Below are 13,303 nucleotides of genomic sequence, written 5' to 3' on the forward strand. Positions count from 1 at the left end.
TCGGTCGACGCGCTCGGAAGACTCGACGAGTCGATCGTATCGCACGAAAGAAAAAGGCCGCTCGCCACACGTTCAGGCTGGCCGGCCGATCAGACCATCTCGAACAGTGCGAGGACGTCCTGCATGCCGACGCTGCCGTCACCGTCGAAGTCGTAGTACTCTGCGTTGTTCCGGGCCGAGGTCGACTCGGAGTTCTGGAACAGCACGTTCACGTCGGGGAAGTTCAGCTCTCCGTCACCCGAGAGGTCCTCGTACAGACCGTCGCCGTCGGGGTCGGTCGCGCCCTGTGGCCAGGTCGGGCCGGTCGGATCGTCCGTTCCGACCGAAATCGTTGTCGACGGGGTCGACGCGTCGATGGGCGTGCCGGCCCCGTCGATCTGGAGGGTCGTGATCGAGGTCGAGAGGTCGGCCGATCCATCGCTCTGGCCGTCGAGGCTGAGTGTCGCCAGAAGCACGTCGGTCTCGCCGCCGCTGTAACTGTCGACGGCGTCACTCGCCTTGATCGTCACGGCAGATCCGTCGTCGGTGGTGCTCGCGGAGCTCACGTCGCTGAACTCGTACGGGAAGCTTGCGGGGTCCGCGCCACGTCCGGTGGGGAACTGCAGGACGCTCGAATCGCTCACCGAGATGTCGAGTTCGTACCCCGCGAGGCCGCCGGAGGGCACCTGATCGAGGACCACGTCCACGGCCACGCTGTCGCCGGCGTCGATCGACGACGAGGACGGCTCCAGCAAGAGCTGCGAGCCGCCGTCGTTCGGGTCGTCAGTGGGCGTGGGTTCGTCGGTGGGCGTGGGGTCGTCGGTGGGCGTGGGGTCGTCGGTCGGGGTCGGATCGGTGGGCGTGGGGTCGTCGCTTGCGGACCCGTTGCCCGCCGTGTAGGTCGTCCCGTTGACGGTCAGCCCGAAGTGGTTGAACGTGATCGACCCGCTCGCGTACCCCTGGTACTCGGTCCCGAGTTCGACGCCCGTGAAGATCATGTCGCCGCTGGGGTTGAACCGCTGATCCATGTCGTCCATGACGACCGTCAGGTCGACCTTGCCGGTCTCCATGCCGCCGTCGACCCAGTAGATCAGCTGCGGTGCGCCGGTCCCGCCGTCGTTGTTGGCCCAGAACCGGATCGTGTTTCCGAACTGGTCGGAGCCAACCTCTTCCCAGGGCTGGTTCCACTCCCAGGCACTGCGGTGCTCTTCGTTCCCCCTGAGGACGAGCATGACCTCGTAGTCGTTGGCGGTCGGCTGATTCTCGACGGGATACTCGTTGAGCAGCCACCACTCCTCGGCAAGGTTCCACTCCCCTCCCGAGATGTTGATATCGGTGTCGATCTCCATCACGAGCTCGTCGATGTTCCGCCGCTCTGTCGGGAACGGGGGCGTGTTCGTGCTCTTGCCCCACGGGCGGTCACCGATGTACAGCTGGGGATAGTTGATGGAGCCACCCTGGCCCGTGAAGTCCCAGCCGAAACTCCCGTCGTCGTTGCGCCAGATGCACTGCGGGGCTTCCGAGTCGCCCCACTGGTTGTCGATCAGCGCGACGTCCTCGGTAACCGTGACCTCCTCGTAGGTCTCCTGGCCGTCACAGATCTCTTCGGCTTTCGCCCCGGATGCCAGCGACGCGCTGCCGAGCGCGACGGCCCCGGCCCCCGTCGCGAGGCCAGCCTTCAGGAACTGGCGTCGCGATCGATCGCTCACTTCGGTGTACTGTCCCCCGTCCGTCGTCTTCTCTGTATTGTTGTCTGTCATAAATGCCGAGCCGTGATGTTCCCCTACGCCTTTATTATATGGCTTCGCCACTCAAAAATTAATCGAAAATCTGCCGATCTCACCTCCAGCGCCCCTATCTGACGGCAAATCGACTGGAACCCGAACACGGCGGCCGGTCAGACCCGTTCGAACAGCGCGAGCACGTCCTGGGAGTCGAGGTCGTCGTCGCCGTCGAAGTCGTAGTACTGGCTGTTGTCCTGGGTGACCGACTGATCGGTGTTCTGGAACAGGCGGTTCACGTCGGGGAAGTTCAGCGTTCCGTCACCCGAGAGGTCTTCGTACAGGTCGTCGCCGTCGGGGTCGGTCGCCCCGTCGGGCCAACTCGGGCCGTCCTGGGTCGTGGTGGTCGGGTCCGGCGTCGTGGTCGTTTCGACCTGTCCCGCCCCGCTCTCGTAGGTCTGGCCGTTGATCGTCACGTCGAACTGCTGGAAGTGAGTCTCGCCACTGGAGTACGGCCAGTACTCGTTGCCCAGTTCGATCCCCGTGATGAACAGCGACGGGTCGACCCCGAGGTCGTTCGTACAGTAGTCGACGATCGGCTTCAGATCGAACTTCCCGTTCCGGGGCCCGCCCTGGACTTTGAAGATGTGGAAGGTCGCCCCGGTTCCCCCGGAGGGGTAGGTCGTCCAGTGGTCGACGGTGTTGCCGAACTGGTCGGTCCAGACGTTCCCGCGCTCGACGCCGGAGTGGCCGTGGCCACCGCCCCAGTCGAGATACAGCATGATCTCGTGGGTGTGGGTCTCGGCGTTCTCCGTCGGATCCTCTTCCGCGAGCCACCACTCCTCGACGAAGTCCCACTCGCCACCGCTCGCCGAGATGTCGACGTCGACCTCGATCCAGAGTTCCTCGACGTCTTGCTGGCGAATCGGGAACGCATCCGCTCCCGAATCGTTCCCCCAGGGGCGGGTGCCACAGTACACCTCCGGATAGTTGATGTCCCAGTCACCGACGGAGTCGCCCGACTCGGCGTCCCAGTCCCACCCGTACGTCCCGTCGTCTTCGATCCAGATGCACTGGGCCGCCGACGGCAGCGACCACTCGTTGTCGAGCATCTTGAACGAGTCGTTGATCGACCACTCGACCTCTTCTTCCTCCAGGGTCCCCTGCTGGTCGCAGTGTTCTTCGATTCGCGCTCCCGAAGCCAGCGACGCACTCCCCAGTGCGAGTGCCCCGGCCCCGGTCGCAAGCCCGCCTTTCAGGAACTGCCGTCGCGACCGTGGCGTTCTCGATTCCCCCGCCGTCGATGTGCGCTCGAAATCTGTCATGGTTTCCAATGCCCCGTGGTATTGAGAATTTTTCTCATAGAGCCACTAAAATTTTTCCCTGGATGCGGATGGAACGGTCGTCGCGAACCGCGTCGTGGGGGTCGTCTTCGGCTTGCGCTGTGGCCCGGTCGGATCGGGTGGTCGTCCTTTTGTATCAGGGGTGTCCACTCCCATCCATGACGACGATACTCGGGATCGCCGGGAGTCGCCGGTCCGGGAGCTACACACGACAGGCCGTCGAGCACGTCATCGAGAGGGCCGCCGATCGGGGTGTCGAGACCCGCCTCGTCGCGCTTCGGGAGTACGATCTGCCGCCGTTCGATCCGGATCGACCGGACGTCGGTGACGCGCCGGCGCTCCGTGAGGCACTCCGTGGGGCCGATGCGGTCTGTCTCGGCACGCCCGTCTATCACGGCTCCTATTCCTCGCCGCTGAAGACCGCACTCGATTACAGCGGGTTCGACGAGTTCGAGGAGACGACCGTCGGGCTCTGTTGTGTCGCTGGCGGTCGATTCCCCGTCACCGCGCTCGATCACCTGCGAACGGTCTGTCGCTCGCTCGACGCCTGGGTGCTTCCCCACCAGGTCGCCGTCCCACGGGCGAGTTCGGTGTTCGCGGACGGCGTGCCGACCGACGACGAGATCGAAGCGATGCTCACCGATCTCGGGACCGACCTCGTCGAGTACGCTCACATCGATCGCGATCCGGGCACCTTCGAGAGTGCCGAGAACGTCGGCGGCGACTGAATCGTAACGAGTGACTTTTTGTCGGGCGCTGCCCTTCCATGGACTATGCGTGTCGCGGTCGTCGCACGGGAACTGAACGCGACCCCCGAGGGGCGGGCCCGGCGGCGACTCGCGACGCTGGTCGACTCGCTCGCGAGTCGTGGCCACAGCGTCGCCGTCGTCTGCCATCCCTGGTGGGCTGTCGACGGCGAGAGCGAGGCCGACGGGTCGGAGCCGGGAGCGTCGGGGCAGTCGGCCTCGGACGACGAATCGCCACCCGAGGGGGCGTCACCGGCCCGTCGGGTGACCGTCGACGGCGTCCGGTATTTCGGGGTGCCGCGGAAACGGCGGTGGCCCTTCTCGCTGATCAGGTCGCTCGTCGGCTTCGATCCGGACGTGATCCACACGACGGCACGGCCGGCCCAGACCGTCGCCGCGAGCGTCGCGGGCTCACTCGCACGCTCACCCCTGGTCGTCGAGTACGCCTCGCCGTCCGCGCCGACCAGCCGATCTGACCGCCTCGGACTGAGCGAACCCGCGGCGGTCGTCACCCCCTCGGAACTCGTCCAGACCCGTGTTCGCGAACAGCTCCGATCGGACGATCACGTCCGGATCCTCCCCACGAGCGTCGACGTGGACCGGATCCACGCGATCGACCCGGTCGGAGAGGACGACGCGGTCTTCGCCGCACCGCTCGACGGCAGTTCCGGACTCGACGACCTCTTGCTCGCGCTCGCGGAGTTGCGCGACCGGGATTTCTCAGTGTCAGTGTTCGGTGAGGGCTCGCGCCGGGCGGCCCTGGAGGTCCAGACGCGTGATCTCCGGATCGACGGTCGGGTCACTTTTCGGGGCTGGCCCGACGCCGAGGACCGCATCGCACGCTATCGCGGGGCGCACACGTTTGTCCAGGCCGCCCGGATCGAACCGTTCGCGGAGGAACTGCTCCGCGCGCTCGTCGCCGGCTGTGTCGGCATCGTCGAGTACCAGGCCGACTCCTCGGCTCACGAGTTGATCGTCCACCGGGACCGGCACTTCCGGGTGACCGATCCCGAAGAGATCGCGGATGCCCTCCTCGCGGCCGGCGACATCGACCGCCAGACCGCGAGTACGGAGTTCGACGAATACGACCACGAGACCGTCCTCGAACGGTATCTCGACCTGTATCGCGAGTTGGGTCGGCGCTTTGGCTGGCTCTAGCGGTGCTGGACTGCGAGTGACTGATTCAGGCCGGGGTCCTCCGAATCGTATCGAACTGCCCTCGAAAGCATCCGCTGGTGGTGCCGACCTCTGTTCGATTCTCGACGGATGAATCGGACGGGCCGATATCGAGGGCCAAACGGAGTCAATCTCGAAATTCTTGCCAGGCGAGTCCGAGAACACCGATCACGACGAAGAACGAGCCAGTGAGGAGCAATCCCCACATGATGAGTGCATTCCTGCCGCCCCCGTCAGACACGACCGCCGAGACCTCGTACGTCGACTCCTCGGAGGTAACGTACTCTCCACCGAATGGGACGTCCTCGTCCGTTTCTGCGGACCCGTTCGAGAGGAGCGCATCAGCGAACAAGCGACGCTTCTCGTCCGAGAGGGACCGATACTGGGTGACTGTGGCGTGGTCGGGAACGTCGCTGGCGTTCACTTCCTGGATGTCGATACTCGTGGCTGTCGATGACGATTCGAAGGCCGTCACACCGCCAGAGAACGTGAACACCAGCAGTATCGAGCCAACGAGCACCGCTGTCCAGAACACGTCTTTCATTTCAATTCGCTTTGTAGCCACTCCTCCTTATCATTACACATTTCGTGTGTCGGCGTTCAGACGGCCGTCCTCGAACGGTCTCTCGACCCAAATCGGGACTTCGGCCGACGATTCGACTGGCTAGCGATGGCGCACCGAGACGACCGTGCCCACCTCGTCACCGACTTCCTCGACGGAAACGTCGACGCCGAGCAGTGCGTCACCGATGGCGTCTTCTGCAATCGCCTGGAGTTCGTCGCCATGGGGGTCGTCGGTCCGGAGGTGGACCTGTGTGAGTCCGCGATTCTCACCGACGCTGTCGACGGGGTACTCTGTCCGTTCGAACGCGTCCCGGAGTTGATCGGTAGTGTCGGTCACGACTCGTCGGTCTCACGCCGAGCCATTAAGCCCTCCGGCGATTCCGACGACAGAAACAGATCGTTCGAGTACGGACCGTCGCCCCTGACTCGCTGACTGCGATCAGGCGTCGATGCCCAGGTCTTCGGCACGCCCGTCGATCCAGGCCTGCAACTCCGCAAGGCCCTCTTCGTCTCCGTCCTCGCCGACGAGGTGACTGAATCGCTTCTGGTACTTGACGAACTCCTCGATCGGCTTGCGGTCGCTGACCTTCCGAATGTTCGTGATCTCGCCGCCCTCCATCTCGAAGACGGGGAACAGGCCGGTTTCGACCGCGAGGCGGGCGAGTTCGACCGTCTTCGAGGAGTCGTAGCCCCACCCGACCGGACAGGGCGCGTAGACGTGGAGGAACTTCGGCCCGTCACGTTCGAGCGCGGTCTCGATTTTCTGCTTGAAGTCGTGGGGGTTCGAGATCGACGCCGTCGCGACGTAATCGACGCCGTGGGCGGCGGCGATCGACGCCATGTCTTTCTTGTTGGTGTCGTTGCCGACCGAGGCCTCACCGTGTGGCGAGGTCGTCGTCTCCGCGCCGTAGGGCGTCTGACTCGACCGCTGGACGCCCGTGTTCATGTACGCCTCGTTGTCGTACATGATGTAGGTCACGTCGTGACCCCGCTCCATCATCCCCGAGAGGGCCCGAAAGCCGATGTCGGCGGTCGCGCCGTCGCCACCGACCGCGATGATATTGAGGTCGTCCTCGTCTGCGACGTCGAGGTGGTCGGGGTCGCGCCGATCGAACGCCTGGTAGGCGGCCTCGATGCCGGAGGCGACCGAGGCGGCGTTCTCGAAGATGTTGTGGATGTAACTGACACCCCACGCGCTCTCGGGGTACGGCGTCGAGACGACCTCCATACACCCGGTCGGCTGGGCGATGATGGTGTTCTCGCCGGCGGCCTCCGTGATGTACTTCATCGCGTTCGCGGGACCGCACCCCGCACACGCGCGGTGGCCGGCGTTCCACAGTTCTCCCTCGTGATCGATCTCGTCGGTGTAGTCCTGTTCCTGTAATTCGGAGCTCATCTCAGATCCCTCCGCTGATGATGTCTTCACGCAGTTGCGGCCAGGATTCGCTCTCCGAGAAGTCCATCACGTCGGTGGCGGTCTCGGCGTCCGCGACGATCGCTTTGATGTCCTCGCTGGTCACGTCCCGACCGGCCATGCCGAGGATGTACGTCTTCATCGGCGGCTGGTGCTCGGCGTGGTAGAGTGCGCTCTTGATCTCGCTGGCGAGCGCGCTCTCGAAGCCCTGGGAGTTCTCTTTGGTGAGCACGGCGACCTGGTGAGCGCCCGACAGGGCGTCGCGCAACTGCTCGGCGGGGAACGGCCGGTGGACGCGCGGGCGGACGAGTCCGACGAGTTCACCGTCGGCGCGCATCTCGTCGATGACGCCACGGATCGTGCCACAGATCGAGCCGAGCGCGACGATGACCGTCTCGGCGTCGTCGGCGCGATACGTGTCGATCATGCCGTCGTACTCGGTGTAGTCGCGGCCGAAGACGTCGTCGAACTCCTCGACGGCGTCGGTCCAGACGTCGCGGGCGTCCTCCAGGGCGGCCTGGACCTCGTAGCGCGCTTCGGTCCAGTGCTCGGGGCGGGCGTACGCCCCCATCGTCGCCGGGTCCGACGGGTCGAGCGTGTAGGCGGGGTCCCGCGGCGGGAGGAACTCACTGACTTCGGCCTCGGTCGGGATGTTGGCGGGTTCCTGCACGTGAGTCAGGATGAACCCGTCGAAATTCGAGAGCGCGGGCAGGTTGACCTGTTCAGCGACTTTGAAGCTCAAGAGGACGTGGTCGATGGCTTCCTGGACGTCCTCGGCGTGGAACTGCATCATCCCGCCGTCGCGCTCTGCGAAACAGTCGGTGTGGTCGGCCCAGATCGAGAGCGGGCCCGACAGCGACCGGTTGGCGACCGCCATCACGATCGGCAGGCGGTGCCCCGCCGCCGTGAACAGCGGTTCACTCATCAGCTTCAGGCCCTGGCTCGACGTGGCCGAGAACGCTCGTGCGCCCGCGGCGGACGCGCCGATACACGTCGAAGCGGCGTTGAACTCGCTGTCGACTTTGATGAACTCCGAGTCGATGTCGCCGTCAGCGACGATCTCGGAGAGCTTCTCGACGACGCCCGTCTGGGGCGTGATCGGGTAGGCGCTGATCACGTCGGGGTCGATCGCGGCGACGCCTTTCGCGACCGCCGACGTGCCTTTCATCACCTGGGTGTCCTCGCCGGGTGTGGAGTCTGCTGTCGCCATCTCAGCTGTCCTCCCGGATCATCTCGATGGCGTCGGTCGGGCACTCCTCGGCACAGATGCCACAGCCCTTGCAGTAGTCCAGGTCGATGCCGTACAGCTGATCGTCGACCTGTTTGGCGGCCTGGTCCGGACAGTACGTATCACACTGTCCACAGCCGATGCAGGCGTCGGCGTCGATGACCGGACGGAACTGCCGCCAGGATCCGGTCTTGTTCACCAGTGAGGTGTTGGGCTGTGCGACGGCACCGGTCGAAATCGAGAGATTCTCGTATGGATCTGAACTCATGCCTGGACCTCCGTGAACGCGTCGTTGGATGCTGCGACGTTCTGTTCACCGATCTCGCCGCCGAACTTCCGTGTGATGACCTCTTCGAGGCTGTCCCGAGACAACGCTTCTGTCGCGCCCGCGAACGCGCCGAGCAGCGCCGTGTTCATGATCGGCTTGCCCAGATGCTCCAGGGCGATCTCGGTCGCGTCGACCGTCAGGAGCTCACCCGACGTCTCGATGGCCACCTCCGAGGGATCTTTCCCGGTGTTGACGATGATGAGGCCGTCGTCGGTCAGCCCCTCGGTGACGTCGACGTACTCCAGCAGGCTCGTGTCCTGGACGATCACCACGTCCGGTTCGTCGACCTGACTCCGGTCGGTGATCTTCGACTCGTCGAACCGCGCGAACGCCTCGACCGGCGCTCCACGCCGTTCGACACCGAATGCGGGGAATGCTTGCGCCCAGATGCCCTCCTCGTGGGCCGCCTGCGCGAGCAACTGTGCCAGGGTGACCGATCCCTGACCGCCTCGTCCGTGAATGCGTATTTCTGTCTTGTCCATATCGTCCACCTCTTGGTTGTGTGGGTGGGGTCCCGCCGGGACCCAGCACCCACCCTTACATACTGTTATGTCACGAACGTTCGTCAGTGTATACCCCCTAAATTGGGGGAGTTTAAGGCCCATCCCGCGGGTTTTTCATGATTCTCTCGGAACGAATGTAACCGACCGGACCATTCTATAATCAACGACCATGTCATACGTTTTCTGATATCGGCGGCTCAGCCGCCTCGGCAGACGGATTCCCACGACGGATGTATCGCCGGCGACAGAAGCTATCAGATCGAGGGATCGATCTGGTGGTTCGGGCCCGCGGTGGTTGGACCCCCAATAGCGGGGGTTCGACCCTGCGGTCGGGGTGGCGGCCGCCGTTCGGTCGACGCCGAAGAGGCCGACCGCCGTCGACGTCGGCGGCTTGGGCCGGTCGAATGGCCACGAAGGGGCAACGACCTCTCCACACTGAACCCTTAACTATCCGCCCGTACAAGCGCGTCCAACATGACCGATCCCTGGATCGCGGTCGGGGCGTTCGGCGTCGTCGCGCTCGCCATCCCGCTGAGTATGATGGCGGTCTCGGCGCTGATTCGCCCGAACGTTCCCGAACCAGACAAGCGGGCCACCTACGAGAGCGGTGAAGTCCCGACGGGTGGGACCCACATCCGATTCAACATCCAGTATTACATGGTCGCGCTGTTGTTCGTGGTGTTCGACATCGAAACGGTCCTGATCGTCCCCTGGACCGTCGTCTACAGTCGCGCCGTCGAGATGGCTGGCCTCGTGCGTGCGCTCGCCCCGATACTCGTGTTCATCGGCATTCTGGTCGTCGGACTCGGCTGGGCCTGGCGCAACGGGGCCGTCCGCTGGGTGCGCAGTGATCGCGCCGAGGGCGTGGAGGCTCACTCATGAGTACGGACCGCTCGCTGCCCGAGGAGGCCCGCGATTCGAAACAGGCCGCCCGTCGGGGAGAGGGCCCCGACAACCGCTTCAACTCCCGTCTGCGAGACGTCTTCGGCACGTCGCCGTTCATCCTCACCAAGTTCGACCAGTTCATGAACTGGGTGCGGGGCAACTCGATGTTCATGCTCCAGTTCGGGATCGCGTGCTGTTCGATCGAGATGATGCACACCTACGCGGTCAAACACGACCTCGATCGGTTCGGTGCGGGCGTTCCCCGAGCGTCCCCGCGTCAGGCCGACGTGATGATCGTTCCCGGGACGATCGTCTCGAAGTTCGCTCCCCGGATGAAGCGGGTCTACGACCAGGTCCCCGAACCCAAGTTCGTGGTCGGGATGGGGTCGTGTACGATCTCCGGGGGCCCGTTCCAGGAGGGCTACAATGTCGTCAAAGGTGCCGAGGAAGTCATCCCCGTCGACATCCACGTCCCCGGCTGTCCGCCCCGGCCCGAGGCGCTGGTCTACGGTGTCCTCAAACTCCAGGAGCGCATCCAGCACGGCGAGTCCGCACCGGTGACGGTCAAACCGTACGAACTCGAACAGTTCGGTGACCTCGAACGCGACGAGTTGATCGAGAAACTTGCCGACGACATCGACGAGGACGATCTCGTCATGCGGTACAACTGGGCTGATTCGCCATGAGCGTCGACACACCCGAGACGAGTGAAGCATCGATCGAGGGCGTCGATATCGGTCGGATCGAGACCCTGCTCGGGGAGCAGGTCCTCGGACGGGACGATCACGCGAACGCGCCCGCGATCGTGATCGACCGCGAGAGCGTCCAGTCCGTGCTGGGGACGCTTCGCGACGAGGCGGGCTTCGATCACTGTGCTTGCGTGACTGCCCAACCCTACCGCGATCGCTACGAGACGATCTATCACCTGCGCTCGTACGACGACCCCACTCGCGAACTGTCGGTCGTCGTCCCCACGCCCGCCGACGACCCGGTCAGCGAGTCCGCCGCGCCGATCTACCGAACGGCGAACTACCACGAACGGGAGGCCTACGACCTCGTGGGCATCGAGTACGACGATCACCCCGATCTGCGGCGCATCCTCTTGCCCGAGACCTGGCAGGGCCACCCCCTCGGCCCGGATTACGACCAGACCGAACCCCAGGTGGTCTCACTGCGCGAGCACGTCAACCCGATCGCGGACAACCACGAGGCCGGCGACACGCTGTTTTTGAACATCGGGCCGCACCACCCCGCGACCCACGGCGTGCTTCACGTGAAGACCGTCCTCGACGGCGAGGAGGTCGCAGACGTCGACCCCGACATCGGCTATCTCCACCGGTGTGAAGAGCAGATGTGCCAGCAGAGCGACTATCGCTATCAGATCATGCCGTACCCCGACCGGTGGGACTACGCGCCGGGCGGGATCCTCAACGAGTGGGCCTACGCGCGCACCATCGAGGACCTGGTCGACGTCGACGTTCCGGAGTACGCCCAGTTGCTCCGGACGATGAGTGCGGAACTCACGCGGATGGCCTCACACCTGCTCGCGGTCGGAACCTTTGGCCTCGACGTCTACGGCGACTTCACGGCGATCTTCATGTACGCCGTCCAGGACCGCGAGGACATCCAGAGCCTGCTGGAGGCGCTGACCGGCCAGCGGCTGATGTTCAACTACCTCCGGATCGGCGGGGTCGCCTTCGATCTGCCCGATCCGCGCGAGGAATTCTTCGCGGACGTGCGAGACTTCCTCGACGGGTTCGTCGACAGCATCGAGGAGTACCACGACCTCATCACGGGCAACGAAATCTTCCAGATGCGGTGTATCGACACCGGCGTCTTGCCCGCCGACGTCGCGAAATCGGTCGGCGCGACCGGGCCGGTCGCCCGGGGGTCGGGGATCGATTACGACCTCAGGCGTGACGATCCCTACGGGATGTATCCCGAGTTGGACTGGGATGTCGTCACCCAGGACAACGGCGACAACTACGCGCGCGTGCTCGTTCGCATGCGCGAACTCGAAGAGTCCGCGAAGATCGTCCGCCAGTGTGTCGACCGCCTCGAATCGTATCCCGCCGAGGACCGCCAGATCCAGTCGAACGTCCCGCGGACGATCAAACCCGACCCCGACGCCGAGATCTATCGGGCGGTCGAGGCCGCGAAAGGCGAACTCGGGATCTACATTCGGAGTGACGGCACGGCCCAGCCAGCCCGGTTCAAGATCCGGAGTCCGTGTTTCTCGAACCTGCAGACGCTGCCGACGATGGCCGAGGGTGAGTTCCTCGCGGACATGATCGCCTCGCTCGGCAGTCTCGACGTCGTCCTCGGGGAGGTGGACCGATGATTCCGGCCGTCACGCTGCCCGAGCAGTTCGTCGAGTGGTTCGGCCTCGACCCGGCGAATCCGATCGCCGTGTTCGCGATGGGCCTGCTCGCTGCCGCGGGCGTCGCCTCGTTCGTGCTCGCCCAGACTGCGCTCGCGGGCCCGTGGGCCAAACGCAAGATCACCGCCAAGTTCACCGACCGGATTTCGGTCAATCAGCACGGGCCGTGGGGGATTTTCATCATCGTCGCGGACTCCATTCGATTGCTCTCGAAAGAACTGATCATTCCCGAGGGCGCGGACCGGCCGGCCTACGACCTCGCACCGCTCGTGCTCGCGGGATCGGCCCTGCTCGGCTTCGCGGTGATTCCGCTGGGATCGGGCATCCAGGTTGCCGACCCAGAGATCGGCCTGGTCTACGTGTTCGCGGTCTCCTCGATCGCGTCGCTGGGCCTGCTGATGGCCGGATACGCTTCGAACAACAAGTACTCGTTTCTGGGTGGACTCCGCGCGGTCGCCCAGAATATCGCCTACGAGATTCCGCTCGTCCTGACCGGCGTCTCGGTCGTGCTCTTTACCGGCACCCTCCAGTTGAGTGCGATCGTCGAGGCTCAACAGCAGACGCTCGTCCAACTCGGCCCGATCGCGATTCCGATGTGGTTCGGCCTGCTCAATCCGTTCGCGTTCGCCATCTTCTTCGCGGCGAACCTCGCGGAGGTCGGCCGCAATCCCTTCGACATCCCCGAGGCGCCGACCGAACTCGTCGGGGGGTACCAGACCGAGTACGGCAGCGTCTACTTCGTCCTGTTCTACCTGGGAGAGTTCATCCACATCTTCCTCGGCGGGGCGATCATCGCAACCTTGTTCCTCGGTGGACCCGCCGGGCCTGGTCCGGAGATCCTCGGCCTGTTCTGGTTCACGCTGAAGATCTGGGCGGTCTTCCTCGTGACGCAGTGGGCCCGCTCGGCGGTGCCCCGCGTGCGGATCGATCAGTTGATCGACTTCGGCTGGAAACGCCTGCTCGTATTGGCGTTCGCGAACTTCGTGGTGACGGCCGTCGCCGTGGGGGTGCTCGCATGAGTTCGCTCCCGACTGCG

Annotated in this window: 14 protein-coding genes; 6 read left to right on the forward strand and 8 right to left on the reverse strand. The window is 64.6% G+C overall.

Translation table 11 applies throughout. From position 1 onward, the window contains the following. Positions 1-89: 89 nt before the first annotated feature. Entirely contained in the window at positions 90-1,739 is a 1,650-nt protein-coding gene (locus tag HARCEL1_RS04895; protein ID WP_108381459.1) for a hypothetical protein, read from the reverse strand. Between the two features lie 137 nt (positions 1,740-1,876). Continuing rightward, positions 1,877-3,025: a twin-arginine translocation signal domain-containing protein gene (locus HARCEL1_RS04900; protein ID WP_108381460.1), complete on the reverse strand. Its 1,149-nt coding sequence runs from the start codon at positions 3,023-3,025 to the stop codon at positions 1,877-1,879. A gap of 176 nt (positions 3,026-3,201) precedes the next feature. Between HARCEL1_RS04900 and HARCEL1_RS04905 the strand changes: the two genes are divergently transcribed. After that, positions 3,202-3,771, forward strand: a complete 570-nt coding sequence (locus HARCEL1_RS04905) for an NADPH-dependent FMN reductase (RefSeq protein WP_108381461.1) — start codon at positions 3,202-3,204, stop codon at positions 3,769-3,771. Between the two features lie 45 nt (positions 3,772-3,816). After that, complete coding sequence (locus HARCEL1_RS04910; RefSeq protein WP_108381462.1) at positions 3,817-4,947, forward strand: glycosyltransferase; 1,131 nt, start codon at positions 3,817-3,819, stop codon at positions 4,945-4,947. Positions 4,948-5,092: 145 nt separating this feature from the next. On the opposite strand, the gene HARCEL1_RS04915 is transcribed toward HARCEL1_RS04910, so the two are convergent. The 6 genes from HARCEL1_RS04915 to HARCEL1_RS04940 all read right to left on the reverse strand — a co-directional run bounded on the left by HARCEL1_RS04915 (position 5,093) and on the right by HARCEL1_RS04940 (position 8,981). After that, the gene (locus HARCEL1_RS04915; protein WP_108381463.1) at positions 5,093-5,509 is read right to left on the reverse strand and encodes a hypothetical protein; all 417 of its coding nucleotides are present in this window, start codon (positions 5,507-5,509) and stop codon (positions 5,093-5,095) included. Between the two features lie 120 nt (positions 5,510-5,629). Beyond that, a complete protein-coding gene (locus tag HARCEL1_RS04920; RefSeq protein ID WP_108381464.1) occupies positions 5,630-5,866 on the reverse strand; it encodes a hypothetical protein in 237 nt (78 codons plus the stop codon). A gap of 102 nt (positions 5,867-5,968) precedes the next feature. Then, positions 5,969-6,925 (reverse strand): thiamine pyrophosphate-dependent enzyme, encoded by a 957-nt coding sequence (locus HARCEL1_RS04925; protein ID WP_108381465.1) that lies wholly within the window; start codon positions 6,923-6,925, stop codon positions 5,969-5,971. A 1-nt stretch (position 6,926) separates the two neighbouring features. Then, the gene (locus tag HARCEL1_RS04930; RefSeq protein WP_108381466.1) at positions 6,927-8,153 is read right to left on the reverse strand and encodes a pyruvate ferredoxin oxidoreductase; all 1,227 of its coding nucleotides are present in this window, start codon (positions 8,151-8,153) and stop codon (positions 6,927-6,929) included. Between the two features lies 1 nt (position 8,154). Then, positions 8,155-8,439 (reverse strand): 4Fe-4S binding protein, encoded by a 285-nt coding sequence (locus tag HARCEL1_RS04935; protein WP_108381467.1) that lies wholly within the window; start codon positions 8,437-8,439, stop codon positions 8,155-8,157. After that, positions 8,436-8,981 (reverse strand): pyruvate ferredoxin oxidoreductase subunit gamma, encoded by a 546-nt coding sequence (locus HARCEL1_RS04940; protein WP_108381468.1) that lies wholly within the window; start codon positions 8,979-8,981, stop codon positions 8,436-8,438. Before HARCEL1_RS04940 ends, HARCEL1_RS04935 begins: the two co-directional genes overlap by 4 nt. A gap of 495 nt (positions 8,982-9,476) precedes the next feature. Between HARCEL1_RS04940 and HARCEL1_RS04945 the strand changes: the two genes are divergently transcribed. From HARCEL1_RS04945 to HARCEL1_RS04960, 4 genes are read left to right on the forward strand one after another with little or no spacing between them, the layout of a single operon-like run. Then, on the forward strand, positions 9,477-9,884 hold the full coding sequence (locus tag HARCEL1_RS04945; RefSeq protein WP_108381469.1) for an NADH-quinone oxidoreductase subunit A: 408 nt from the start codon (positions 9,477-9,479) through the stop codon (positions 9,882-9,884). Further along, the gene (locus HARCEL1_RS04950) at positions 9,881-10,573 is read left to right on the forward strand and encodes an NADH-quinone oxidoreductase subunit B (protein WP_108381470.1); all 693 of its coding nucleotides are present in this window, start codon (positions 9,881-9,883) and stop codon (positions 10,571-10,573) included. The genes HARCEL1_RS04945 and HARCEL1_RS04950 overlap by 4 nt, the downstream gene beginning before the upstream one ends. Next, complete coding sequence (locus tag HARCEL1_RS04955; RefSeq protein WP_108381471.1) at positions 10,570-12,228, forward strand: NADH-quinone oxidoreductase subunit D; 1,659 nt, start codon at positions 10,570-10,572, stop codon at positions 12,226-12,228. Before HARCEL1_RS04950 ends, HARCEL1_RS04955 begins: the two co-directional genes overlap by 4 nt. Further along, positions 12,225-13,286 carry a complex I subunit 1/NuoH family protein gene (locus tag HARCEL1_RS04960; RefSeq protein ID WP_108381472.1) on the forward strand — a complete coding sequence of 354 codons (1,062 nt, stop codon included), beginning with the start codon at positions 12,225-12,227 and terminating at the stop codon, positions 13,284-13,286. Before HARCEL1_RS04955 ends, HARCEL1_RS04960 begins: the two co-directional genes overlap by 4 nt. Positions 13,287-13,303 lie beyond the last annotated feature (17 nt).

The organism is Halococcoides cellulosivorans (assembly GCF_003058365.1).
Lineage (GTDB): Archaea > Halobacteriota > Halobacteria > Halobacteriales > Haloarculaceae > Halococcoides > Halococcoides cellulosivorans.